The following is a 25,074-nucleotide window of genomic DNA, read 5'->3' as shown; positions in this document are numbered from 1 at the left end:
CATTTTACGGGATAACGTTCGTTTAACGATATAAAGGGCATTTCCTTGCCTTTTGTATCGAATTCCGGTTACTTACTGAACTCTTCAAACGCTTCTAAAGCCTCTGCAGCATACATCAGTGAAGGGCCGCCACCCATATAAACTGCCATGCCCAGTGTTTCTAATAACTCTTCTCTTGATGTTTGCAATTTCACCAAAGTCTGTGAGTGAAACCCTATACAACCAGGACATTGTTTCGCCACTGCTAGAGCCATAGCGATTAATTCCTTGGTTTTTTTATCCAAAACACCGTCTTTGGTTGCAGCTTGCGCCAACGCAGAAAATCCAGCCATGAACTCTGGCATTTCTTTGCGGAACTTGGCTAATTGTGTACTGATATCTTTTGTAATATGTGAGAACTTATCTGACATGGAGACACTCCTTTCCTTATTATGATTTTTTAAGCGTCTCTAATTTACAGCATAATATTATTATGCAAAAGAATTATTCTTTAATTACATCTGGAGATTTTAGGATATAGCTCGATTTAAAGTTTCCTTTGCAATGGTAAGTCTTCTTTCAATTTCCCCTAACTCAGCTTGCAAATGCAAAATTGTTGTGGGATTAGAGTAAGAATTCTTTTGTTCAAAAGTATTTATCATAGATTGATATTGCTGTTCTAATGTTCGGATATTATCTTCCATGGTTTTAATCCATTGCTGTCTTGTACTTAACATTGTTAAATCAAAAGGAGCCTTTTTTTCATGTTTAATGTTCTTTTTATCCATCTGGCACAGAATTACTAATACATTAATCTTTTGTTGAATACGTTCAGCTAAAAAATAGGCACCAGCCCCATCCTTATGTTTTTGTAACGCTTGAATATCATCCCTGATTTCTTTAATACAGTCAGATCCAGTTAATTCAATCCCTGAAGAGAATAACCCTTTTGGTAAATTATGAATGGTAATAGAAGAACTCCATCCACTGATCTTCCATTCCAGCTCTGGTAATCGTGCTGTTAACTCTGTTAATAATTCATCAATATGACTCATAATTTGAACATTACACTAACAAAAAGATTATTAAATTAACTTGTCATGTAACATTAAACAGCCGGCTCCAAATCCACTCCTTTAGATTGCAACCAGGTACTGATGAATGGGGGGGCACACATCAACACCAGGCCAACGATTAAGGTAAGTTCATACCGTGCAGTACTCCCTACATTAATCCCTTCAGGAGGAATAAAGCTAACAGCTAACGTAGTGACCACTCCAATAATACCTATACCTGCAACAAAGAGCATACCAGCGATTCCACCAGGAATTTTAAAGGGCCTTGGATGGTGTGGCTGACTTAAACGTAATTTAATTGCTGCCAAAAACATAATCAAATACATCAGCATATATAATTGAGCAGCCAATGCAGTTAATAACCAATAAGAACCATTAACACTGGGCATAAATAAAAATAAGGCTGACAATACTGTTACTATAGATGCCTGAGCATACAACATCATAGCAGGTGCACCTTTTTCATTAGTTCGTTGAAATATCTCTGGTAAATTGCCTTCTTCTGCAGCAACCAATAATCCTTTAGTTGGAGCGATGATCCAATTACTCACTCCACCTAATCCTCCCAACACCAGCATGACAGCCACTACTGGCATCATCCATTGCAAGTGATATTTAAGAAAAAATGCTGAGAATGCCTGCATAATTCCAGCAACTAAATTGATATCATTTTGCGGCAATACCACAGCGATAGCTAACGAGCCTAATATTAAAGTACTCAAAATAATTGCCACAGAATAAATCAGTGCCTTGGGAAAAGCGTGTTGAGGATTCTTAACGTCGTTCGCATGTACCGTTGCAATCTCTATCCCGCAAAACGACAATATAATGGCGGTTAATGAAACCCACATTCCTTGATCCGACAAATGCGGAACAATACTTGGTATATCAAAACTAATTTGTAAGGGGTTACCTTGAACGATCCAAACAACGCCCAAACCTATAATCAAAGACATCGGCAATAATAATCCTGCTAAAGAACAAATATTACTAAACATGGCAGATGATTTCATACCACGTAAATTCACGATAGTTGCCCCCCAAAAACAACTTACAATGACTGCCCAAAGGAAATAAGGATTAGTAGTCAAAGATGGATTAATTAGATAACCGATTGTTCCAGCAACAAAAGATAAAATCGTAGGGTACCAAATGACATTTTCTATCCATTGCAACCAAATGGCCATGAACCCTGATTTTTTACCAAAAGCCTCTTTAACCCAAATATAGACACCACCCTGCTTAGCCCACCCAGAAGCTAGCTCCGCTGAAACTAATGCAGTAGGTATAAGAAAAAATAAAGCCCCCAGAATAAAATAAAAAATCAACTGACTCCCAAATAATGCAGTAGCTGGTAAATTACGGATACTGTCCACAGAACCAACTGTAATCATAGTCAAGCTAAATATGGTGAGAGAATGTTTTTTATTACTCATTGTATTCCTTCAGTGAGGACTATTTAGAATCAAAAGTTTATTATAAAGAAATAAGCTTAAGGAAACCTTAATAATCGAATAAAAAATAACCAAATATACCCCTTAATATACTGAACAATAAAATTAATCAACCTGGGTTGAGATAATTCGCCTCATATCAGTACAAGTCCGATGGAAAAACATCATATGATGTTATGCAATGAAAAACCAGTATTCTGTACATAAAATTAATAACAAGATTTTTTCTAATGCATATTATAATTTCATATTAGACAGCACTGTATTTTCAGCAACTTAGCTATATTTCTCATTTCATACTAAAACCGGGTTGAGGCAGATCATTACAAATTGCCCTGGATCCAGAATAAAATAAAGTACCCTTTGTATTAGAAAATCTGAATTGACGAGGCCTTGAATATTGCTTCGTACGTGCTTCCTTTTGCAATCTCTCTTCAATCATTTTTATTGCCAGGGTATGCTCATTTTTAATAGCATGATCAAGAGCCGTTAAACCTTTATGATCTTTGATTTTAAGAGAGGCTCCTTTTGAAAATAATAAATTAAATAGTTTCCTGTCATTTGTTATTACTGATTTTTTACAAGCGAGCATTAACGGAGTTCGTCCCTTATTATCTCTGGGGTCAATTGCAATGCCTTTGATATTTAATAAATCCTCTACTATGCCACTACCACCATATCGACAGGCCATATGAAGCAAAGTAGCGGAATCGCTTTTACGCTTTTGATTGATTCGGTGTTGTGAAGCACTAAGCATAGCTCGAACAACTTCTCTCCTTCCTAAATAAATTGCTTTAAGTATAGGAGAGTCATCACTTAGTCGCCGTCTAGAAAAAATAGACCATCCTGAGTTTATACATTTTTTTACAGAATCCATATCTCCCTGGGTTGCAGCCATGTTAAAAAAAGCCAATCTTTCACTGTAAGATGTTTTATCTCTGAGGGGAAACGCTGGGTAAATATTCTTTAGAGTTCCTGATAGTTTTTCCTGAGAATTAGCAGAAATAAAATCAGTATTCACTGTCAATCGATTTCCCTGAAGATTGTCTACACAGACACGATAGAGCTCCTTCACCAGGTTCTTGGATGACAATTCAAAATAAGGCTTATTTTTGTCCTGTTGATATAAGTTATTAATATTGATAAAACGCCAAACATCTCCGGCTAATTTAAATCCCATGGCATGATCAGCAGTGCTAATAATTACTGCCACATTATCCTGTAGCCCCGTTTTTTTTAATAATTCAAAATATTCTGTTGCTTCTTCCTGGTTTGAAAAAGTATGTGTTTTATAAAAAATTTGTTTCACAATCGATGATTTGGAGTTTATGGCTTTCAAAATAGAATTAATATCGGGTTGCCATACCAATTTTCCGTACTTTTCTTTGTATTGTGCCGGGTCTTGAGCAATACAAATTTTCTTCCCCAATTCAGGTAACGTTTCAATGATTGACTCGTCTTTAGTTAACAGATGCTCCCTTTCTCTTTTTTCCTGAATTTGCTCTAAGGTGTTTGGTAAATCCGATTGATGAGCTCGTAAAAGATGCAGCTGACGGTAGAATAAAGTTTCTTTACCCTGAGCCACTGCCAATGCCCAATTTAGAGTGAATCCATAACAAACCCCTTCGAATTCAGGATATCCTAATCGGATTAGTGCGGTAGTAATTCCATCATGAGTTAGTTCTTTAGAATTCGGTTTGTTTATTATCGAGAAAACAGAAGTTGACACAAACTGAGGTAAAAATTTATATAAGACAAAACCACAAACTATTGCAATACAAATGAAAACAAAAAGCATATCCCTAGCTCCAATACAATCCTTAGTCGCATGAGTATAAAATTAACCAATAAAATAAGTCGAGAGGAGTGTGAGATTAGCTTCGCTTAACTGTAGAGTAGTTTATATTACTCTATAACAATTATAATCAAATTAAGAGACTACTAAAATTGATTTTCGTTTAATTAATTAAGGAGAATCATTAATACGCCTTTCTCGGTAGTATATTTTTAATTCTCTGTGTTATAGTAATTGTTTTTTTAGGTACTACATATGTTTGAAAACTTAACCGAACGTCTGACCCGCACCTTTAAAAATCTGAGGGGTCAAGGTCGTCTGACAGAAGACAATATTCAACATGCCTTGCGCGAAGTGAGGCTTTCGCTTATTGAAGCGGATGTCGCCTTACCTGTTATTAAGGAATTTATCGAACAAGTAAAACAAAAATCTCTCGGTCAGGAAGTTTTAACCAGTTTAAATCCAGACCAAGCTTTCATCAAAACCGTACATGATGAACTCATTCATGTCATGGGTGATGAACGGGTTGAACTTAATTATAAAACCCAACCTCCCGCTGTGTTTTTAATGGCTGGTTTGCAAGGTTCTGGTAAAACAACCAGTACCGCAAAACTTGCCCGATACTTAAAAGAAACCGAAAATAAAAAAGTAATGCTCGCGAGTGTTGACGTTTACAGACCAGCGGCCATTCACCAACTCAAAGTGTTGGCAGAACAAATTGATGTTGCCTTCGTCGACTCTGACCCCAAAGATCAGCCACTCACAATTGCTCAAAAAGCATTGGATAGCGCTAAAAAACAATATATGGATATCCTTATTCTCGATACTGCAGGACGTCTGCATATTGATGAAGACATGATGTCAGAAATTAAATCTTTGCACAAAGCAGTTAATCCCATTGAAACACTTTTTGTCGTCGACAGCATGACAGGTCAAGATGCGGCTAATACTGCAAAAGCGTTCCATGAAGCATTACCACTTACCGGGGTCATATTGACTAAAACAGACGGCGATGCTCGAGGTGGTGCCGCTCTGTCAGTCCGGCAAATCACCGGGAAACCAATAAAATTTATAGGTAGTGGTGAAAAAATAGAAGCCTTGGAACCTTTTCATCCAGAGCGTATTGCCTCAAGAATTCTTGGTATGGGGGATATTTTAACTCTGATTGAAGAAGTTGAACGTAAGGCCGACAAGCAGGCCAGTGAGAAGCTGGCAAAAAAATTAAAAAAGGGAAAAGGATTTGATTTAGAAGATTTTAAACAACAACTTTTGCAAATGAATAATATGGGTGGCATTGCTGGTATGATGAGTAAATTACCCGGTATGAATCAATTACCTAAACAAGCTATGCAACAAGTTAATGATAAAGCGATGGCGCAAACCATTGCCATTATTAACTCCATGACCCCTAAAGAACGCCGTATCCCCAAAATTATTGTCGGTTCCCGTAAAAAACGCATAGCTTTGGGCTCTGGAACTCAAATTCAGGACGTCAATCGATTGTTAAAACAATTTGAGCAGATGCAAAAAATGATGAAAAAATTTACCAAACCTGGTGGAATGCAGAAAATGATGCGCGGAATGGGAGGTATGGCCGGACTAAAAGGCATGTTTCCAGATGATTTAAAATAATTCGTAAGAATTACTTCACATGCCGAGGTAATTTTCGTACAATACACGGCATTTTTATATAACCACTCTAAAGTAGAGGAAAATAATGGTCGTTATACGTTTATCACGAGCTGGCGCAAAAAAGCGTCCTTTTTATCACATGGTTGTTACTGACAGCCGCAAACGTCGCGATGGAAATTACATTGAGCGTATTGGTTATTTTAACCCTATAGCACGTGGACAAGAAGTAAAACTTCACATTGATATGGATAAAATGAACCAATGGCAAAAGGTCGGTGCTAAATTATCCGATCGAGTCAGTGCCTTGGTAAAAGAATACAATAAAAACTCAGAGACAGCTGCTTAGTCCAGTGGATAAAAAGACAAACTGGGTGGTAATTGGTCGATTTGGCCGGCCTCATGGTATTAAAGGCTTTGTCACGGTTCACTCCTTTACAGATCCTAGTGATAATATCTTGCGGTACAGTGACTGGCACGTCTTTTTAAACAAACAGTGGCAACCGGTTAAGTTGTTAGCAATAGAAGTACACAATAAAACTATTATTGCTCAAATTGAAGGTTATCCTGAACGTGAATTAGTCGCTTCACTTACTAATGCGGACATTGCTGTACAAGAGTCACAGCTTGCTATTTTAGAAGCTGGTGAATATTACTGGCACCAACTGATAGGGATGAATGTTATAAACCAAACAGGTGATTCTTTTGGAACAGTTATTGAGATTATGCCTACTGGTTCGAATGATGTGCTTGTTGTGCAAGGCGAAAGGAGACATTTAATTCCCTATTTACCAGGCCAGTATGTCATTGATATCAATGAAAACCAAAAAGTGATCACTGTTGATTGGGATGTGGATTTTTAAGTGACATTGCACCTTGGAGTAATCAGCTTATTACCTGAAATAATGAGAAGCATCCATTATGGGGTAACTGGTCGTGCCATTGAACAAGGTCTAGTTAAAATTGATTACTGGAATCCTCGGGATTGGTCATCAAATTTATATAAACAAGTTGATGATAAACCCTATGGTGGTGGACCAGGAATGGTCATGATGTATGAGCCATTGCATGCGGCAATAATGCATGCTCGCAGTGAAATGAATGAACACTGCAAAACAATTTATTTAAGCCCGCAAGGCAAGGCAGTTAAACAACGCGATCTAAAGCAGATAGCTGTCAGCAAACAGCCCTTGCTATTTATTGCGGGACGATATGAAGGAATTGATGAGCGAATCATTAGTAATCATATCGATGAGGAATGGTCGCTAGGAGATTTTGTTTTAAGTGGTGGTGAATTAGCCGCAATGGTATTTATAGATGCGATAATTCGCTTAATACCAGGTAGTCTAGGACATTTGGGATCAGCTGAACAAGATTCATTTATGAATGGATTACTCGACTGTCCTCATTATACCCGACCAGCAACTATAAATGGTCTGAATGTACCTGATGTTTTGTTAGGTGGAAACCATAAGGAGATAGACCGCTGGCGTAGAAAACAATCTCTGGGTAAAACCTGGCTAAAGCGGCCGGATTTACTTGAAAGAATACAACTAAGTGAAACAGACAAGCGATTGCTTGCTGAGTTTAAATGCGAACACGGTGATTCCTGATGAGGATAAACCAATTTGAGGAGTAGTCTATGACTAATATTATTGACCAAATAAATGCTGAGCAAATGCAAGGCAAGGAAATCCCTGATTTCAGTCCAGGCGACACTGTTCTCGTTCAGGTGAAAGTAATTGAAGGTAACCGTGAGCGTCTACAGGCTTTTGAAGGAATAGTAATAGCTAAACGCAACCGTGGGTTAAATTCTGCTTTTACAGTACGTAAAATTTCTCACAACGTTGGTGTAGAGCGTGTTTTCCAAACCTACAGCCCTATCGTTGATAGTATTACTGTTAAAAGACGAGGTGATGTGCGTCGAGCTAAATTGTATTACTTAAGAAATCTTGCCGGTCGTGCTGCTCGTATTAAAGAAAAATTGGCAGGGAAAAAAGGCGATTAATTTTTGAATACTGAAATGCTCTTCGTGTCTATTTTTAATACCCCTATAGGTAATCTGGAAGTAGTACATGATGAGCATTTTATTTTTAATGTTTCCTTTTCAAAAAAATTAGGCGAACCAGCTAAAAATCGGCTCGCTCACTTAATTGCTTACGAATTAAAGTCCTATTTTGATAACCCTCATCACCGTTTTCAGCTCTCATTAAAACCTCAAGGCAGCATTTTTCAACAAAAAGTTTGGAATGCATTACTAGTAATTCCAGTGGGCAGAACCATAACTTATGGAGAACTTGCGAGCAAATTGCAAAGTAGCCCTAGAGCCATAGGTCAAGCCTGCAAGAGTAACCCTTTGGCTTTATTTATTCCTTGCCACAGAGTGGTTGGAAAAAATGACATTGGGGGATATATGGGAAATCCAGAGTCCATTACTTATAAAAAATTGTTGCTTGCTCATGAAGCAGAAACTACATAATAAACTATCTCATAATAAATAATAATAAGACCTCACATCCTGGATCTGTTTACATTTCACTTGCATGAGGCAAAAAAGCTTAGCTTAAAACAATTGGTGCATAGTATACGCAAAAAAATTTTTGCATAACCTATATATTTTGCTTTAGTGAAGGTGTAAAGGTTTCGAAGAGCAAAGTTTACATAGAGTAAATAAGCACTGCAGAAACCTTTATAGCGCGAAATAAAAGATACAGGTTATACAAGAGGCCTAATAGACACTAATTAACTTTAGGATTCTGACCCACATCAGAATTTAAATTCACAGGGGGAGTAGGCGGCTGTAATATATTAAAAAACCTCGCACTCATCCCCGTTAAGAACCTTACTGCGTTGTCTATAAAAGAGGAGGGTGAAATTTCCTTTAAAAATTCTTCCTCAAATTCAGCGGGCTGCATTTCCCAGATTTTTTTTACATACACTTCAATTTCATCATTCACCTCTGGTGTTAATTCTGTTTGCTCATTCAAATATTTGTGCAATCGGATAATGATACTGAGCCGAGAGGCTTTTAGCTTATCATTAAGAAGGTCTGTTGCTTCTAATTGAATACGATAATCATCAATAAGATATCTCAGATAAGTCACAGAATAAATTCTGTCAAATGCTTTTTTCACCTCAGCACTTTCCACTTCATTAACCCAGGTAAAGAATTTATTCTGTTCCTCCCCCAAGCAATTAAGAAAAATTTGCTTATCTAGATACATATTATTCTTATCCATCAATTGGAGTATTTCCTTGCTCGACAATTCTTTAGAACTCATATAATGTTTTTGAAGATTTTGGGCAAGATAAACCATGCATGGGAAAAGTGCTATGGAAATTGAAGTAAGTGAACAGGATAATTGTTCTCTTATAGGTCTGACTTCAAGTTCATGAACAGCATACAAAACAGCAAATTTTTTTATGTCTGCTTCACAAAAACCATTATTTAACCATTCAAATATTAACAAACTCAAGATTTCATCAGCGTCCTGATTTTTATCTTTGTTACCATAATACTCAGTAATAAATTGTGGCCATTGCAAAAAAAGAAGGTATTTCCCCTCACGCAAAGCTTGAAGATATTCCTTTGTTGATGAAAGCATAGTTATCCATTATTAAAACCTAATCACCCAATTTATAACATTAACAATATGAAAAATCTTGTGAAAATTTATTTCACGTTAAACAACATACGCTCATCAATTGTTATCCTATACTTAAAGAAAACAATAAAATAAGTGGAGAACTCTATGAAAAATAAATGGGTTATCAGCATACTGTTATCTCTCCTACCAACTGGAATCGCCCTTGCCAATTGTGATTTAACAAAATTTCGGTGGGATTGTGATATTCCAGTACAAGTCAAACCAAAACCTGGTGCCTCTTCTCTATTTTATTGTGGCAGTTCTTATGGTTATATTACAAAGCAACAATACGATACTCTGGCTCGCTATCAACGAGCTAGCGTCAATATGGTTTTAGATATTAATGGTGAGTATATTGATAGTCCATGTATAGGTGCTGAACGCTAAACAATAATTGAACTTAATCCTTCGGTTATCCGTAATAGTACAAGTCGGGATTCTGATCCAATGGCGTGCCAGGAGGAATTTCTGCGCCAAATCTTTTCCCCACTGCATAAATTGCGTTTAATGCGGTGTATAACGCTCCTTCTACCCATCCTCCGGACCAAGATACACTATCTCCTGCAATATAAATTCCTTTATCGTCTGCTGTTTTGACCGATTGAAATTGAAAATACAGTGCTTGCTGTCCTGGCCCCATTCCTGGAGATAACAATTTGAACGCTCCATTTTGATATTTTTCATTAATCCAATCAATAGAAATCACTTCGTCATTCAATGGTTTAAGATACTGATTAGCATTTCCCGAAATCTCTTCTATAACTCGTTTAAACATAACGACTCGATCTTTCGGTTCAACAGCATGCAATTTCATGGCATCCATACCCCAAGTATAACTCAGACATACGACCCCAAACTTTGTTTGGGGATAATCCAAAAAATAAATTGCGCGAGGTAAATCATCCGTTAAAAGGCATTGAGGCATTTTTTTATCAATCCAGAATTTGCTCTTTGTACAGATAAAGGTTTTTGATGAAGCAATCATAGGGGAAATCTTAACTGCGGCTCTAACCTTGTCTTCCAATAAATATACACCTTGTCGTGTTTTGCCAGTAAGGTTGATGAGATGAGCTGTGCACATGGAGCCTGTATAGATAACAGCATCAAATTCTTCCTGGTAGATTTCTCCTTTAGGATTTTTGACCATGATTATAGGGTTTCGTGTTTCAGTATTATAATCCATAGTTACAACCGGCAGATTTAGATGCAAACAGTTAGTATCAGCTAATGATATGCTTCCTAAAGGTGAAGAAACCTTCAAATGAAACATCCGTTTTGCAAATTCAGATACTCCATTACGAATTAAAATCTGATCATCAAGATAACCGTTAGCCAAAAGTCTTAGAATTTCCATAAATTCAATTTGAAAAAGAGGACTAAAACCCCCACTACCTATGCCTAAGGCACCAAATAGATTGATTTTTTCATGATCATTAATAAGAGTAGAAGTTTTTAATACCTCATAAAAGCTCTTATTGCTGTATTGATCAATAAGCTTTTGCCATATCTCACGTACCTTTTCCAAGTGTCCATCTCTCCACTCCGTATGGATCTGTTGAACAATAGGACTAATAAATTGTTTCCATACCTTGCCAATCTGATGAAACGGTTCTGGTGGCTCTTGATTAGCAACCCAATGATAAAGCGTATTTCTATAATAAATATCAGTATTTACTATTCCTGGGTCTGGGAATAATGCTTGATCACACAGGTTATTTTTTTTGCATAATGAAAGAATATTCTGCTGCTTAGTGGGATTCTCATAGCCCCTAATTCGGAAAAAGGCTGAATATCTTCATCCAATTGCTGAAAAGGTTGAGAGTATAGTCGGCCTCCAATGCGATTAGAAGCCTCATATATTACTGGTTTCACTCCCATTTTTAATAGTTCGTGAGCAGCTACTAATCCTGCAGCTCCTGCTCCAATTATTGCAACTTTCTTACCAAGTGAAGCTACGGGGATTTTACAAAGAGCCTGCTCCTTAAACAGTAAAGGTTGGTAATTATATAAAATATCTATACAAGCATTAGGAGTAAACATATACCTCATCCTTATTAATTGGACAAAATTCATTTTTAAGTATACTGAGTATAATTATAGTATGTACGTATATGACATCAATATGCATAGATAATAAACTATATGTACTATAATTAAGATACTCTCCGAACAGTTGAATCACCAATGGGAACAAAGATCCATCAAAGTTCTTTTCAAGATAATGACTTTTATCTATTTCATGATCTGGTCACAAAAGAAACAAATACTCTAAAAAAATGGGTGAAAGAAAATAAATTATCCAATGGATTACGAAAAGAGGTGGGGGTGGAATTAGAGGGATGGCTTCTGGATGAGAAATTTCAGCCGATACATTCTAACTTAAAATTTATCAAAGCCATTAAAGACCAGCATTTGGTCCCAGAAGTTGCAAAATCAACATTGGAAATAAATTCTGATCATTACTGGTTAGAAAATAGAATATTTTCACTTCTGTACGAAAATTTACAAAAATATATCCAGGCATGCTATCAAAAGGCTGATAAAGAAAATAAAAAATTCATCTACATCGGAGCCTTACCTGCTGCCCTGCCAGAAAATTTTAGTTGCCATGAATTAACCAATGAGCATCGCTACTATGCTATCGATAGCAGGATGAGCGAATTACGTCATGGGGATTCAATTCATTTTGCCATAATAAGTAATAATGGTAATGAAAAATTGATACTGCATTCCCCGTCAATCGCTATAGGAGGTGTAATTTCGGCACTGCACATACACTTACAAGTGGGATTAAAGGAATCAGCAAGATATTATAATACAGCTCAAATTATTGCTGCTCCAATGTTGGCGATAGCTGCCAACTCACTTTGTCTTTTGGGTCAACCCTTATGGTCTGAAACCAGAGTTCCTTTTTTTGAGCAACTATTCCATATTGATAAAGTACCTGGAAAAAGTCATACCACAAGAGCTTTTTTTGGCCATCATTATTTGAAAGAGTCACTATTGGAATTGTTTATTGAAAATAAGCAATGCCATGGTGCTATATTACCCTACATTGACTTATCTCATGAAGATTTGTTCCATTTGCAATTACATAATGGGACTATTTATCGCTGGAATCGCCCTGTCCTTGGATTTAATCAAGACGGCCAACCTCATTTTCGTATTGAGCATCGATTTTTATCAGCAGGACCTACCATCTTGGATATGTGTGCTAACGTAGCACTTTTTATAGGTATAGTTCATTTCTTTTCACAACAAGAAATTCCTCTGGAAGCCCAATTAGAATTCAAAAAAGCAAAATATAATTTTTATCAAGCGGCGAAATATGGATTGAATTGTCAACTCCATTGGGTAAATAACAAAATAATTGATGCATCAGAATTGCTTTTGAATATTTTGCTGCCTTTTGCTCATGAAGGATTACACCAGCTTGAAATCCATCCCGAAGACATCAAATTATATCTGACTATTATTGAAGAACGAATAAGAACCTTGAGAACCGCGAGTGACTGGCAAAGACTATTTCTAAACAAACATAACAGTGATGTGAAATGGCTCACTAAAACCTATATTGAATTGCAAAGACTCGGCTTGCCCGTACACGAATGGCCAATTTAGTATTGGTTTCCTATACTTGTATCATGGATATCAATATAAAAAAATTATGAATGCAAAAGTCCATAATACTATTCACGATACTTTAATGGCTGCGAATCCATTTAAATATCTTAATAAATTACAAATGAAACAAGTGCAGGACTTCGGCCAATTCCTTACCTTTTCTAATGAAGATATATTACAACAAGGGAAGCCTGGACTTGGTCTCTTTGTCATTTTAAATGGCAAAGTGAATATCTCAGTCATTGCTCTGGGAAGAGGCAAAATTAGTTTAGCGCAATTATCACAAGGGAATATATTTGGGGAAGTAAGTCTATTACAAAACAGCCCCTGCACCGCTTCGGTAAGAGCTCATCAGAAAGTAGAATGTTTTCTATTGGAACGAACCTGTTATGATGCGTTTTATACCCTCATGCCTGAAATAAGATACCTGATAAACCGCTCACTCATTGAAGACGTCGCACATAGACAACGCGAGATGTTGGATACAATCAAGCAATTAATGCGATATCAAAATGAATCAAAATGTACAAGATTGAATTCTTCTCGCAGCAATATCACTAAGTTATCTATCGAAGAACGTCTGGATAAATTTTCCTACCTGCATCAATTGCCTATTTTTAAATCATTTACAAAAGATGAATTTTATAATTTTCTTGAAAGTGTACAAATAATTGAAGCAAGCAAAAGGTATGCTGTGATCAAAAATCAACAAACAGATTGTCCTTGTTATTTTGTTGTAAGCGGTTCTGTGCATGGAGGGATTGAATCTGATAAACATCGAGCCAGGTTTGCTGTGCATGGACCTAATACTCTAATCTGTCCCCCTTCATTTATAGATAAAAAACCTGAAATGTTTGATTACATCACGAATGATCCCTCCGTATTACTAAAAATCAATACGGCTACACTTGAAAAGCAGGCTAGGGAAAACCCTTTATTTTGGTATAAGTGCTTTGATTTATTTTGCAAATATATTGTGTCCTTGCAAATCAAATTAAATAACTTAATGGTGCGATTAACCAATGAAAAACTGGAGACTATTATAAAGGAATAAGCCTATGTGTAGAGTAATGAGCTATCTTGGACAATCTATATTATGTGAAGAATTACTGTATAAACCAGATAATTCCTTAATTAAACAAAGTTATAGCCCCAAACTTATGCCACATATGATGCTTAATCTTGCCGGTTTTGGTCTGGCAGCTTGGGATCATTTATTTCCCAAATCATCCTTACCCTATTTATACCGAATTCACTCATTACCTTTTTATGATGAAAACCTAAGAAATATTGCTGCTAAAATCAAATCAAATTGTTTGATTGCCCATATTCGGGGAGTGGAGTACAGTGAAAAAAATGTGGTATCAAATCAGAATGTGCATCCTTTTTTATTTGCCAACACTGAGATTGCTTTTGCACACAATGGTAGTCTTGCAGGATTTGAAGACATCCGTTTTACGATGGCTAAGTACATGAAACCGGAATTCAAAAAACAAATAAAAGGAACCACTGATTCTGAATGGATGTATGCTTTATTTCTTTCCCAGTTACCAGAGAACGAGAAAGCAGATATCAATATGGTATTTGATGGGGTTTTAGGACTTATAGATATTTTGAAGTTTATTCGAAAGAAACAGCAAATCACTATTTCATCCCCACTTAATTTTTTCATTTCCAATGGATCCTTTCTGGTAGCCACCCGTTATGTTCTTGATTATGGACACTATACCCTGAGGGATTATTTATCCCCACACATGATTTATCACTCATTATGGTATACCTATGGTGAGCGGTACGGTTATTTCGATGGGGACTATAAAATGAAAATTGGGAAAAAGAAAAAAAGTATTATTATTTCTTCTGAACCACTTACCCAAGACTCTACCACCTGGATGGAGGTTCCTGAATATTCCTTTATTAGTGCTTATATCAAAGAGGGACAAGTTCAAATTAAATCTTTAGATATTCTATGATATAAGCTGCAGCAATCACAAATATTCACCTTCATAATCATTCTTCTGTATAATTCAAAAATAAATCAAATAACCCATTTTACTATGCGTATTGAAATTGATAACATTTCCATAGAAGTATTGAGAAAACCCATTAAAAATATAAACTTGCGAATTTATCCTCCTGATGGCTCAGTGAGAGTGAGTGTCCCTGTAAGATATAGTGAACGCTTAATAAGGCAACTGCTGCAAGAAAAAAGCGAGTGGATTCGCGCCCAACAAGATAGAATTCGCTCAAGAGCTTGTAGTAATGAACAATCTTTACAGACTGGCGCTACTATTCAATTTAAAGGGAAAACTTATTTATTAATTGTTGAAGAACATAATGGTCCTTTTCAAATCGCAATTCAAGATGAATTAATTCATTATTATACAAAAACCAACTCAACCCCGAGACAAAAACAAATCATTCTGGATCGTTGGTATCGAAAAGAAATGAATAATACAGTCCCCGAGTTAATCGAACAGTGGGAATCAATCATGAAGGTAAAAGTGACTCAGTGGGGCATTAAGAAAATGAAAACCCGATGGGGTTCATGTAACCCTCGTGCCCGAAGGATTTGGCTCAATCTCAATTTAATCAAAAAGCCTTTGAAATGTCTTGAATACGTTCTTGTACATGAAATGGTACATATTTTAGAGGCTAGTCACAATAAACGATTTTATGCGCTTATGACTCAATTTATGCCACAATGGCCTGAATATCAAACAATACTCGAAGGTGCTCCTAACACCGAAACCGCCCAAACCAGTGACTAGAATCATTAGACATCTTTCGAAGCTCTACTACCGTGAAAAAATACTTCGTCGATACGGTACTCGAATCCTCATGTACTGGCGCGTACATTATGGTTCTATGCTCCGTTTTTCATGATAGCAAGTTGCGAAAGATATCTACTTCATCATTATTTTCAAAAATGAATTCTTAGCGTAAAATGCCCTCTATTATATTGCTTTGTTGGTAGACAAGTTGCTTAATTCCGACTTAATTGCTCACGATATTTGCACCCAAGGATTTCATATAATTGATGGATTTCTGGAAGAGGAGTACTATCATTCTTTACGAAACATAGCTCAAGAAATGAATCAAAAAAATTTATTCAAAATCGCTAAAATTGGCCATAATACACAAGCTCAACAAAACAACACGATTAGAACTGATAAAATTTTCTGGATAGATGAAGAGTCGACTAATCCCCCCATACAAGCTTATTTAAAAAAACTTATAACCCTGGGTAATATTCTGAATCAAACCATGTATCTTGGTTTAGCAGAGTTTGAAACTCATTTTGCAATTTATCAGCCTGGAACCTTTTATAAAAGACATATCGATCAATTTGCATCTTCAAAGACCCGAAAAATCTCATGTGTCTATTATTTAAATGAAACTTGGCATAAAGAATTGGGTGGCGAACTACTGCTATACAATACAGGAGAGCAACTTATTAAAAATATATCTCCTATTGGAAATCGATTCGTCTGCTTTAATAGTGAATTGCCACATGAAGTCTGTCAAACACACCACACTCGTTTTAGCATGACTGGGTGGATGAAAACACGTTCTACCTCGCTACCTGTGAATAATAGCCTTAGCAAAATAATTCAATAGAACAGTGCTCGATACAAAAAATGAAAATTTATTTTTTAACCTCCAGAAGAGCTATTGAACTTTAAGCTGAGTTGATATTAAATGAAGCACTATGGTTCCAGGGAGTTGGAGTTATCATAATGCCTATCAGTAATGCATTTATTAAACTATTCGGTGAATTTGTTGACAACTACGAACGTAATGGAATCCCTTCATTCTACCAATGGGCAAAAGAACAGAATCATGAGGTCATCAACAAATTTTTTCATGAACTTTTAGAAATTATTAAATCGAACGTAGAGACCTTTCACGATATTAGTATCATAGAACATCTGAATGCGACCGTATTATTATCAGCTAAAACTAATCCCTATTTACTTGATTGCTGGATTACATTTATTACTAAATATAACTCAGAAACAAATAGCTTTACTCCTATTGGTAAATCAATGCACATTAAAATTGGTCCAGAAGGCACACCATCCGAACGTATCATACGAGAGTTAAAAGAAACCTTGGAAATAACACAACGATCTTTTAATTTAGCTCAGAAAGCATACTCTACTGAAGTTGAGTCATTAAAAAGGCAACTTGAAGAAACAAAACAAACTAACGTGCTGCTTACTTCACAAAACCAGATCCTAAAAGGTCAAGTTCGTTCAGAAGAAGCGTTTGTGTCACTAACCCCACAGATTGTCTCTGCCCAAGAGCAGCTAATGTCTTTAACACAATTACTAACCACTCTCAGTGGTATTACAAGTAGTAAACTCAATATAAGTACGACTCTCCCTTTTTCACAAACAACTGCATCTCCAAAAAAAACTGAACCTTTAGGGAGTTCACACCATAGTGATCACGTTTCTGTAGGGATTATTCATACAACAAATCCCGATCTGAAAGATAAACCAGATCCCACTCTTCTTCAGGATTCAGGACAATTATCCTCACCCCAAAAAATAACTATTCAAAAAGAAAGCCCCTCAAAAATAACTCCACTATCTCCACCCAAATCCAACCCAATTACCCCCACCACAAATGCTAAAAACTCAGGATTTTTTTCTGGTGATAAGTTTCTCAATGAATTAAATGCCAAGATCAAAGAAAGAAAAGAAAAACCAAAGAATGAATCTCACATTTCATCTACAGAAAAAAAAAATCTCTAGTAAACTCCTCCACTAGACCTGAATACCTGGCACTCTTGGCAAAAATGGAGGAAATCAGAAGGTCAGTTACTGGAAAATATACTTCTATTGATGATTCGTCTCCCGATTCAACCCCGCCTTCGTCACCAGAACCAATGCGCTGGGAATAGAGACTAATTAAACCTGGAAAATCAGCTCATTACGTTTGTAACTGCTTTTTTTAGGTTTCAATAAACACTCTACTGTAGAAAAAAAATTATCGTGTATAATATTCCTTTTATTTAAAAAGTACGCCATGCATGCCTTAGAAATCAAACAACTTTCAAAAACCTATGCTAATGGAGTTGAAGCCTTAAAAGGTATTGATTTAACAGTTAACACAGGTGATTTCTTTGCCCTTCTGGGCGCTAATGGTGCTGGAAAATCCACTACAATCGGTTTAATTACAACTTTAGTCAATAAAACATCAGGAAACATCAAAATTTACGGCTTTGATCTGGATACAGAACCTGAAAAAGCGAAATCCTGTTTAGGGCTTGTTCCGCAGGAAGTCAATCTTAATATTTTTGAGAATTGTGAACAAATTTTACTAAATCAGGCAGGGTATTATGGCATTTCACGAAAAAAAGCATTACCAAGAGCAGAAGCATTATTAGAACAACTTGGGCTTTGGGAAAAACGCCACTCCATAGTACGGCATTTATCTGGAGGAATGAAACGAAGACTTATGATTGCAAGAGCACTAATTCATCAACCTAAAGTACTCATTCTTGATGAACCCACTGCCGGAGTTGATATAGAAATCAGACGCAGTATGTGGGATTTTTTAACCAGAACGAATGCCGAAGGGACAACCATTATTCTTACTACCCATTATTTGGAAGAGGCTGAACAATTATGTAAAAACATTGCCATCATAGATAAAGGCCAAATCATCAAAAATACCTCTATGAAAGCACTATTACAAACATTACGCCACCAAACTTTTATTTTTAATGCTGAAAGCCCTATTGAACATTTACCCGACATGCAAACTTTCAAGGCTACTTTAATTGACGCAACAACTTTTGAGCTGCGCGTTGATAATAATTTAACTTTAAATGAAGTATTTGCTGTGCTAACAAAGCAGGGAATAAAGATACACAGCATGCGTAATAAAACAAACAGACTGGAAGAACTTTTTATGGACCTTATTAAAAATGGCGTTTAAATATCAACTCATTGCCCTATATACATTAGTAAGACGTGAACTGGTACGTATGTTTCGCATTTCGAGCCAGGTATTTTTACCTCCAGTAATCACCACAACTTTGTATTTTCTAATTTTTGGCAGTTTAATCGGACCGCGCATTGGCGATATTCAAGGTGTTGGGTACTCACAATTTATAGCACCTGGCTTAATTATGATGTCGGTTATTATCAATTCCTATGGAAATGTCTCAAACTCACTGTTTAGTGTACGATTTCAAAAAAGTATAGAAGAAATGCTGATTAGTCCTATGCACAATGGACTTTTATTATTAGGTTATGTGGTAGGAGGGGTGCTGAGAGGATTAATAGTAGCTATTCTGGTTTTTATTATTTCTACTTTTTTTCTGGCAGTTGAATTAGATCATTTGCCTATGACCTTAGTAGTTGTCATGCTTGTCTCAGCCATATTCTCACTGGCCGGGTTTACCAATGCGATGATAGCCCGTAATTTCGATGACATTATGCTGATTCCAACTTTTATCCTCACTCCTCTAACTTATTTAGGAGGAGTATTTTATAGTGTTAACATGCTGCCTTCCTTTTGGCAAAAAATATCCCTTTTTAATCCAATTTTATACATGGTTAATGCTTTAAGGCATACCATGATTGATCAGGAAGAAGTCAGTATGACTTTGGCTATGATTATTATTTGTTTGATGCTGGTGGGTTTAACTGCATTAAACATGATTCTTTTAAAAAGAGGAGTAGGGTTCCGCGAATAAAAATGCAGTAATAATCAGAACTGCGACCTGGAAGATCCCCACAAAAATGTACAATTTTAGTAATGACCTGCCATCCCCATACATCCTGTCGTCCCTGCGAAGGCAGGGATCCATTTTGCAATGTACATCCTAAGTTTCATTAGGGTATTCTATCTTGCCAACTTTACAAAAAAACTCAGGGTCTATGGAAAAGACAATGGAAAATTAACTTAATTGAGTCAAACAATTCTCAGTGGATTAATTTGAGTTATGAACTATTTTGATGGATGGATCCCTGCCTTCGCAGGGATGACAGAATGTAGAGGGATGATAGAGTGTACTGGGATGACAGAATCATTTAAAATTGTACAAATTCGTGAGGAGTTCATCAGCTCGCGACCTTCAGGGAATGAATAATAGCATAAACCGTTAAAACACTATTTACGCTTAAAACCCAACGCTTCCAGACGTTGCTCTATAGTTGGATGAGTTGAAAATGAATTGCTCAAGGATTTTACCGGATCAATATGGGAAGGATCAAAAAGATAGGAAGCTTGCCTTACCTGTTCATGAGGGGTATCCCCATAGGCTTTTGCATATTGTTCCGCATTCTGAGCATGATCCTGATTAATTTTAAGCAAAGCTCTCGCCATAGGCTCGTTATCCCTCATTAACTCAACACAGCCTGCATCAGCCATGTATTCTCGAGTTCGACTTAAAAAGAGAGCTAACAAAACAGTAATAATAGGTAAAACGTATCTTAAAATAATAATAACCATCAACAATCGGTTATCCCCTCTCCTATCTCGCTTGTAAATTACGGAATAAAACAGGACATCAATTACAATCAATAAAATGTTACTAAGAACCGCAACCATTAGCGTCAATTTAATATCATGATGCCTGATATGACTTAACTCATGTGCCATTACTGCCTGCATTTCTGCCCTGTCCAGCTTTTCCATCAAACCACGGGTAATGGCAACCATCGCCGATTTCTCACTATAACCACTGGCAAAAGCATTCATGTAATTGGCTTCTATAATGTAAACCTTGGGCATATATTGTAAGCCTGATGCCACTTTCATCTCTTCTACAACATTGTACAACTGCTTTTCTTGTAAAGTACGAGCTGTTTGTGGCGTTATTTCATAATACTCGGTGCCCAATAACATAATGCGGTCATAAAGAGCATAGGTAATTAACAAGGAAATGGCTGCGAAAGCAATCATCAATAATGTGGCATAAGGAACAACTTTAAAAGTAATCAATGCATAAATAATGTTTTCTAAAGAAGCCTGAGGATGCATGCTCTGCAAAACGAAAGTATCCACTATCAATCCTACAATGATATAAACCAAAAAAAAGATAGCAATTACCCTTCTGGTCCTTTTCTCGTTCCGCCGTAATTGTGCACGCCAATCACCTGCTGTGGCATGATAATCTGCAATCCCCATAATTTATTGCTCAAAGTTTGACTGTATAATCTTCTTTTGCTTGAATTTGCTCTTCTGGAAGCCCCCAATAAATAAATTCTTTATCCAAAGAGGAAGAAAAAATTGCAACAACCATGGATTCAAAAAATGATTTTTTCTTTGCGTTATAACGTTCTATTCCATCATTATAAGCTTGTTTAGCATAAGCTAATTTATTTTCAGTATTAACTATTTCTTCTTGTAACTGCATAACATTTTGGCTTGCTTTTAAATCAGGATATTGCTCAAAAACCAAATTTAAATTGGATGCAATTTTAGAAATCCCATTTTCTGCAGCGATTCGCCCTTGTTCATCTCCTGCTTCTTTGGCAGTCTGTGCCTGATTACGCAAAGCAACCACGTCTTTTAACGTTGTTTTTTCGTAATCCATGTATTTTTTAACTGCTTCGATCAGTGATTCAAAAACTTTGAATCGCCTATCCAATTGAATATCAATTTGCTTTTTATTGTTATTAATTGCCTCTATTAAGCTAATTAAGGTGTTATAAATACTAATAGCCCAAATAAATGCGAGCGCAATAATAATTAAGATTGCGATTAAAAATGTTTTCATTTTATTACCCTATTGAAAAAGTTCCCTCCCTAATTTATAGCCCGGAATTTCAAAAAATAACAGCGGAGTTAGGAAAAAAGAAACAACTGGTGTAAGTTTGATCTTTCATTCTGCAAATGAATTTATAATTACCCAAAAACCATTTATCCGTGCTATGCGGGGTTGGGAATTAATAAGAATTCAGTATTAGGCTTAGCTAATAACAGCTACAGGAGATAACATTTGTTTTAAGAACTGACCAGTAAAAGACCGAGAACATTGAGCAACCATTTCTGGTGTTCCTGCAGCAATAACCTGTCCTCCTTTATTGCCACCTTCAGGGCCAAGATCAATTATCCAATCAGCAGTTTTTATCACATCCAGATTATGTTCAATAATGACAATGGTATTTCCTTGTTCTCGCAAACGAGTCAGAACAGTTAATAACTGCTTGGTGTCATGAAAGTGCAATCCGGTTGTTGGCTCATCAAGAATATACAAGGTATTCCCAGTATCCCTTTTTGATAATTCTCTAGCCAATTTGATTCTCTGTGCTTCCCCTCCAGAAAGGGTGGTAGCACTTTGCCCCAATTTGATATAAGACAAGCCAACATCCATTAAAGTTTGGCATTTTCTGGCAATGACAGGAATAGCTGCAAAAAAAATGCAGGCATCTTCCACAGTCATATCCAACACTTCGTGAATATTTTTACCTTTGTATTGAATTTCCAATGTTTCCCTATTGTATCTCTTGCCCTGACAAATATCGCAAGAAACATATATATCAGGTAAAAAATGCATTTCTACTTTAATAAGACCATCGCCCTGGCAAGCTTCACAACGACCACCCTTCACATTAAAACTAAAACGGCCAGGTTGATATCCACGAGCTCTCGATTCTGGAGTGCCAGAAAATAAATCCCTGATATGAGTAAATAAACCGGTGTAAGTTGCTGGATTAGATCGAGGGGTTCTACCAATCGGGCTCTGGTCTATATCAATTACCTTATCGCAAAGATGTAATCCAGAAATTTCTTTAACCCCACCAGGAGTCATTAAGCTTGCTCTATTTAATGCATTGGCAGCAATTGGATACAAAGTATCATTAATTAGGCTGGATTTACCTGAACCAGAAACTCCTGTAATACAGGTCAACACCCCCAAAGGAATACTCACATCAATACCTCGTAAATTATTACAAGTTACTCCTTTTAAATGAATCATCCGATCATAATTGACTAAGATTCGTTTTTTTGGAATTTCTATAGCCTCTTTGCCTGCCAAATATTGACCCGTGAGCGATGCAGGATTGTTCATTACCTCTTCCGGCGACCCGCTAGCAACTATTTCACCGCCATGGACTCCAGCACCAGGACCTATATCAAGAACAAAATCAGCACTTCTAATAGCATCCTCATCATGCTCCACAACGATTACCGTATTTCCCTGGTTGCGCAAATGCATTAATGTGTTCAATAATCGATCATTGTCGCGCTGATGTAATCCTATAGATGGTTCATCCAAAATATACATTACTCCTACAAGACCTGAGCCAATTTGACTAGCTAAACGAATACGTTGAGCTTCTCCTCCAGATAAAGTTTCTGCACTACGAGCTAAAGACAAGTAATCTAAGCCTACATTCACTAGAAAACCTAAACGCTCGACAATTTCCTTATTTATTTTTGCTGCAATTTCACCTCTATACCCAGTTAACTTTAAATGTTTAAAGAATTCATAGGCTTGTTCAATAGAATAACTGGTAATCTCCGGGAGATTTTTATCATCTATAAACACATGACGCGCTTCTTCACGTAATCTTGCTCCCTGACAGGATTGACAAGGACGTGAAGATAGGTATTTGGCGAGTTCTTCCCTTACCATACCGGAATCTGATTCGCGATAGCGACGTTGCATATTGGGAATGATCCCTTCAAAGCTATGCCGCTTTACCATATACCCTCCATTAGGTCTATGATAGTTAAATTCTATGATTTCACGACCACTGCCATATAGGACAACCCGTTGCATTTCTTCGCTTAAATCACAAAATGGAGTATTGGTATCAAAATCATAGTGCCGAGCAAGCGATTCAAGCATGCTATAATAATAGGTGGTTTTCTTATCCCACCCCCTAATTGCCCCCTCTGCCAAACTGGCAGTCGCATCGTGCACTACTCTTTCAGGATCAAAAAATTGATCCACACCAAGTCCATCACATGAAGAACAAGCACCCACAGGATTATTAAATGAAAACAACCTGGGTTCCAGTTCACTTAAACTGTAACCACATTCAGGACAAGCAAACCTGGAAGAAAATAAAAGCTCTTTGAAATGACCATCGATAGGAGCAACAATCACGATACCATCTGCCAAATTAAGCGCATTTTCAAAAGATTCACTCAAACGTTGTGCTAAATCAGAACGCACTTTAAAACGATCAACAACCACTTCTACAGTATGCTTGGTGCGCAATCCTAATTTAGGAGGAGAATCCAACTCACAAAGCTCCCCATCAATACGAGCACGCACATAACCCTGTGCTTGTAATTGTTGTAGAAGTTGGACATGCTCTCCTTTTCGTTCACGAACAACAGGTGCCAAAATCATTACTTTGCTGTCTTCTGGCAAAGCCAATACCTGATCAACCATTTGACTAATAGTCTGAGCATGTAAACTAATATGGTGTGTAGGACAACGCGGCTCCCCCACTCGGGCATAAAGCAAACGCAAATAATCATAGATTTCAGTAATCGTGCCTACGGTAGAACGCGGATTATGAGAAGTAGCTTTTTGCTCTATCGAAATTGCAGGAGATAGTCCGTCAATGGAATCAACATCCGGTTTTTCCATCATGGACAAGAACTGTCGAGCATAGGCGGATAAAGATTCGACATAACGACGCTGCCCTTCTGCATACAGGGTATCGAATGCAAGGGATGATTTTCCTGAACCAGATAATCCCGTTATCACTATTAATTTGTCTCTTGGAATATCCAAATCCAAATTTTTAAGGTTATGTGTTCTCGCGCCACGGATACTGATAGTATGCATAAAATTCGTTAATTTGACTTAAAAAATACATGAGTATATCTCTGCTATAATAATAAAACAAATTGCTCAATTTGATGAGAAACAGGAATTTTAA

24 protein-coding genes and 1 pseudogene are annotated in these 25,074 nt (G+C 36.7%); 16 read left to right on the top strand and 9 right to left on the bottom strand.

The window, feature by feature from the left end; all coding sequences use genetic code 11:
- Positions 1 to 68: 68 nt before the first annotated feature.
- From ACZ5EK_RS02160 to ankG, 4 genes are all read right to left on the bottom strand, one after another.
- A complete protein-coding gene (locus ACZ5EK_RS02160; RefSeq protein ID WP_464426296.1) occupies positions 69 to 410 on the bottom strand; it encodes a carboxymuconolactone decarboxylase family protein in 342 nt (113 codons plus the stop codon).
- A gap of 99 nt (positions 411 to 509) precedes the next feature.
- Positions 510 to 1,034, bottom strand: a complete 525-nt coding sequence (gene priC / locus ACZ5EK_RS02155) for a primosomal replication protein PriC (protein ID WP_464431184.1) — start codon at positions 1,032 to 1,034, stop codon at positions 510 to 512.
- Between the two features lie 53 nt (positions 1,035 to 1,087).
- Complete coding sequence (locus tag ACZ5EK_RS02150; protein ID WP_464431183.1) at positions 1,088 to 2,491, bottom strand: amino acid permease; 1,404 nt, start codon at positions 2,489 to 2,491, stop codon at positions 1,088 to 1,090.
- A gap of 307 nt (positions 2,492 to 2,798) precedes the next feature.
- A complete protein-coding gene (gene ankG, locus ACZ5EK_RS02145) occupies positions 2,799 to 4,307 on the bottom strand; it encodes a Dot/Icm T4SS effector AnkG/AnkZ/LegA7 (protein WP_464431182.1) in 1,509 nt (502 codons plus the stop codon).
- 252 nt (positions 4,308 to 4,559) lie between these two features.
- On the opposite strand from ankG, the gene ffh reads away from it, so the two are divergent.
- From ffh to ACZ5EK_RS02115, 6 genes are all read left to right on the top strand, one after another.
- Entirely contained in the window at positions 4,560 to 5,936 is a 1,377-nt protein-coding gene (gene ffh / locus ACZ5EK_RS02140; RefSeq protein WP_464431181.1) for a signal recognition particle protein, read from the top strand.
- Positions 5,937 to 6,021: 85 nt separating this feature from the next.
- Entirely contained in the window at positions 6,022 to 6,282 is a 261-nt protein-coding gene (rpsP, locus tag ACZ5EK_RS02135) for a 30S ribosomal protein S16 (RefSeq protein ID WP_464426291.1), read from the top strand.
- A 4-nt stretch (positions 6,283 to 6,286) separates the two neighbouring features.
- Positions 6,287 to 6,796 (top strand): ribosome maturation factor RimM, encoded by a 510-nt coding sequence (rimM, locus tag ACZ5EK_RS02130; RefSeq protein WP_464431179.1) that lies wholly within the window; start codon positions 6,287 to 6,289, stop codon positions 6,794 to 6,796.
- Positions 6,797 to 7,546, top strand: a complete 750-nt coding sequence (gene trmD / locus ACZ5EK_RS02125) for a tRNA (guanosine(37)-N1)-methyltransferase TrmD (RefSeq protein ID WP_464431177.1) — start codon at positions 6,797 to 6,799, stop codon at positions 7,544 to 7,546.
- A 29-nt stretch (positions 7,547 to 7,575) separates the two neighbouring features.
- Positions 7,576 to 7,941: a 50S ribosomal protein L19 gene (gene rplS / locus ACZ5EK_RS02120; RefSeq protein ID WP_464426288.1), complete on the top strand. Its 366-nt coding sequence runs from the start codon at positions 7,576 to 7,578 to the stop codon at positions 7,939 to 7,941.
- 15 nt (positions 7,942 to 7,956) lie between these two features.
- On the top strand, positions 7,957 to 8,412 hold the full coding sequence (locus tag ACZ5EK_RS02115) for a methylated-DNA--[protein]-cysteine S-methyltransferase (protein WP_464432435.1): 456 nt from the start codon (positions 7,957 to 7,959) through the stop codon (positions 8,410 to 8,412).
- A 259-nt stretch (positions 8,413 to 8,671) separates the two neighbouring features.
- On the opposite strand, the gene ACZ5EK_RS02110 is transcribed toward ACZ5EK_RS02115, so the two are convergent.
- A complete protein-coding gene (locus ACZ5EK_RS02110) occupies positions 8,672 to 9,538 on the bottom strand; it encodes a helical bundle domain-containing protein (RefSeq protein ID WP_464431175.1) in 867 nt (288 codons plus the stop codon).
- Between the two features lie 147 nt (positions 9,539 to 9,685).
- Between ACZ5EK_RS02110 and ACZ5EK_RS02105 the strand changes: the two genes are divergently transcribed.
- Positions 9,686 to 9,967, top strand: a complete 282-nt coding sequence (locus ACZ5EK_RS02105) for a hypothetical protein (RefSeq protein ID WP_464431173.1) — start codon at positions 9,686 to 9,688, stop codon at positions 9,965 to 9,967.
- 25 nt (positions 9,968 to 9,992) lie between these two features.
- Here the strand turns inward: ACZ5EK_RS02105 and ACZ5EK_RS02100 are convergent.
- Positions 9,993 to 11,620 (bottom strand): annotated as a pseudogene (locus tag ACZ5EK_RS02100) (flavin monoamine oxidase family protein).
- A 144-nt stretch (positions 11,621 to 11,764) separates the two neighbouring features.
- Between ACZ5EK_RS02100 and ACZ5EK_RS02095 the strand changes: the two are divergent.
- The 9 genes from ACZ5EK_RS02095 (at position 11,765) to ACZ5EK_RS02055 (ending at position 20,315) form a co-directional block, all read left to right on the top strand.
- Positions 11,765 to 13,201, top strand: a complete 1,437-nt coding sequence (locus ACZ5EK_RS02095; protein ID WP_464431172.1) for a glutamate-cysteine ligase family protein — start codon at positions 11,765 to 11,767, stop codon at positions 13,199 to 13,201.
- Between the two features lie 46 nt (positions 13,202 to 13,247).
- The gene (locus ACZ5EK_RS02090; protein WP_464431170.1) at positions 13,248 to 14,258 is read left to right on the top strand and encodes a cyclic nucleotide-binding domain-containing protein; all 1,011 of its coding nucleotides are present in this window, start codon (positions 13,248 to 13,250) and stop codon (positions 14,256 to 14,258) included.
- Between the two features lie 4 nt (positions 14,259 to 14,262).
- Positions 14,263 to 15,177, top strand: coding sequence for a class II glutamine amidotransferase (locus ACZ5EK_RS02085; protein WP_464431168.1), 915 nt, complete (start codon positions 14,263 to 14,265; stop codon positions 15,175 to 15,177).
- 84 nt (positions 15,178 to 15,261) lie between these two features.
- Complete coding sequence (locus ACZ5EK_RS02080) at positions 15,262 to 15,975, top strand: M48 family metallopeptidase (protein WP_464431166.1); 714 nt, start codon at positions 15,262 to 15,264, stop codon at positions 15,973 to 15,975.
- A 211-nt stretch (positions 15,976 to 16,186) separates the two neighbouring features.
- On the top strand, positions 16,187 to 16,825 hold the full coding sequence (locus ACZ5EK_RS02075; RefSeq protein WP_464431165.1) for a 2OG-Fe(II) oxygenase: 639 nt from the start codon (positions 16,187 to 16,189) through the stop codon (positions 16,823 to 16,825).
- Positions 16,826 to 16,944: 119 nt separating this feature from the next.
- A complete protein-coding gene (locus ACZ5EK_RS02070; RefSeq protein WP_464431163.1) occupies positions 16,945 to 17,967 on the top strand; it encodes a coiled-coil domain-containing protein in 1,023 nt (340 codons plus the stop codon).
- Positions 17,968 to 18,241: 274 nt separating this feature from the next.
- The gene (locus ACZ5EK_RS02065; RefSeq protein ID WP_464431161.1) at positions 18,242 to 19,156 is read left to right on the top strand and encodes an ABC transporter ATP-binding protein; all 915 of its coding nucleotides are present in this window, start codon (positions 18,242 to 18,244) and stop codon (positions 19,154 to 19,156) included.
- Complete coding sequence (locus ACZ5EK_RS02060) at positions 19,146 to 19,919, top strand: ABC transporter permease (protein ID WP_464431159.1); 774 nt, start codon at positions 19,146 to 19,148, stop codon at positions 19,917 to 19,919. The genes ACZ5EK_RS02065 and ACZ5EK_RS02060 overlap by 11 nt, the downstream gene beginning before the upstream one ends.
- Before the next feature lie 249 nt (positions 19,920 to 20,168).
- A complete protein-coding gene (locus ACZ5EK_RS02055) occupies positions 20,169 to 20,315 on the top strand; it encodes a hypothetical protein (protein WP_464431157.1) in 147 nt (48 codons plus the stop codon).
- Between the two features lie 20 nt (positions 20,316 to 20,335).
- On the opposite strand, the gene htpX is transcribed toward ACZ5EK_RS02055, so the two are convergent.
- From htpX to uvrA, 3 genes are all read right to left on the bottom strand, one after another.
- On the bottom strand, positions 20,336 to 21,355 hold the full coding sequence (gene htpX, locus ACZ5EK_RS02050; RefSeq protein WP_464431155.1) for a zinc metalloprotease HtpX: 1,020 nt from the start codon (positions 21,353 to 21,355) through the stop codon (positions 20,336 to 20,338).
- Between the two features lie 10 nt (positions 21,356 to 21,365).
- Positions 21,366 to 21,947, bottom strand: a complete 582-nt coding sequence (locus ACZ5EK_RS02045) for a LemA family protein (protein WP_464431153.1) — start codon at positions 21,945 to 21,947, stop codon at positions 21,366 to 21,368.
- Between the two features lie 192 nt (positions 21,948 to 22,139).
- Complete coding sequence (uvrA, locus tag ACZ5EK_RS02040) at positions 22,140 to 24,980, bottom strand: excinuclease ABC subunit UvrA (RefSeq protein ID WP_464431151.1); 2,841 nt, start codon at positions 24,978 to 24,980, stop codon at positions 22,140 to 22,142.
- Positions 24,981 to 25,074 lie beyond the last annotated feature (94 nt).

This window comes from Legionella sp. JM-2024 (assembly GCF_055389095.1).
The sequence above is the reverse complement of the archived record's forward strand: the minus strand, read 5'-3'. Positions and strand labels throughout refer to the sequence as shown.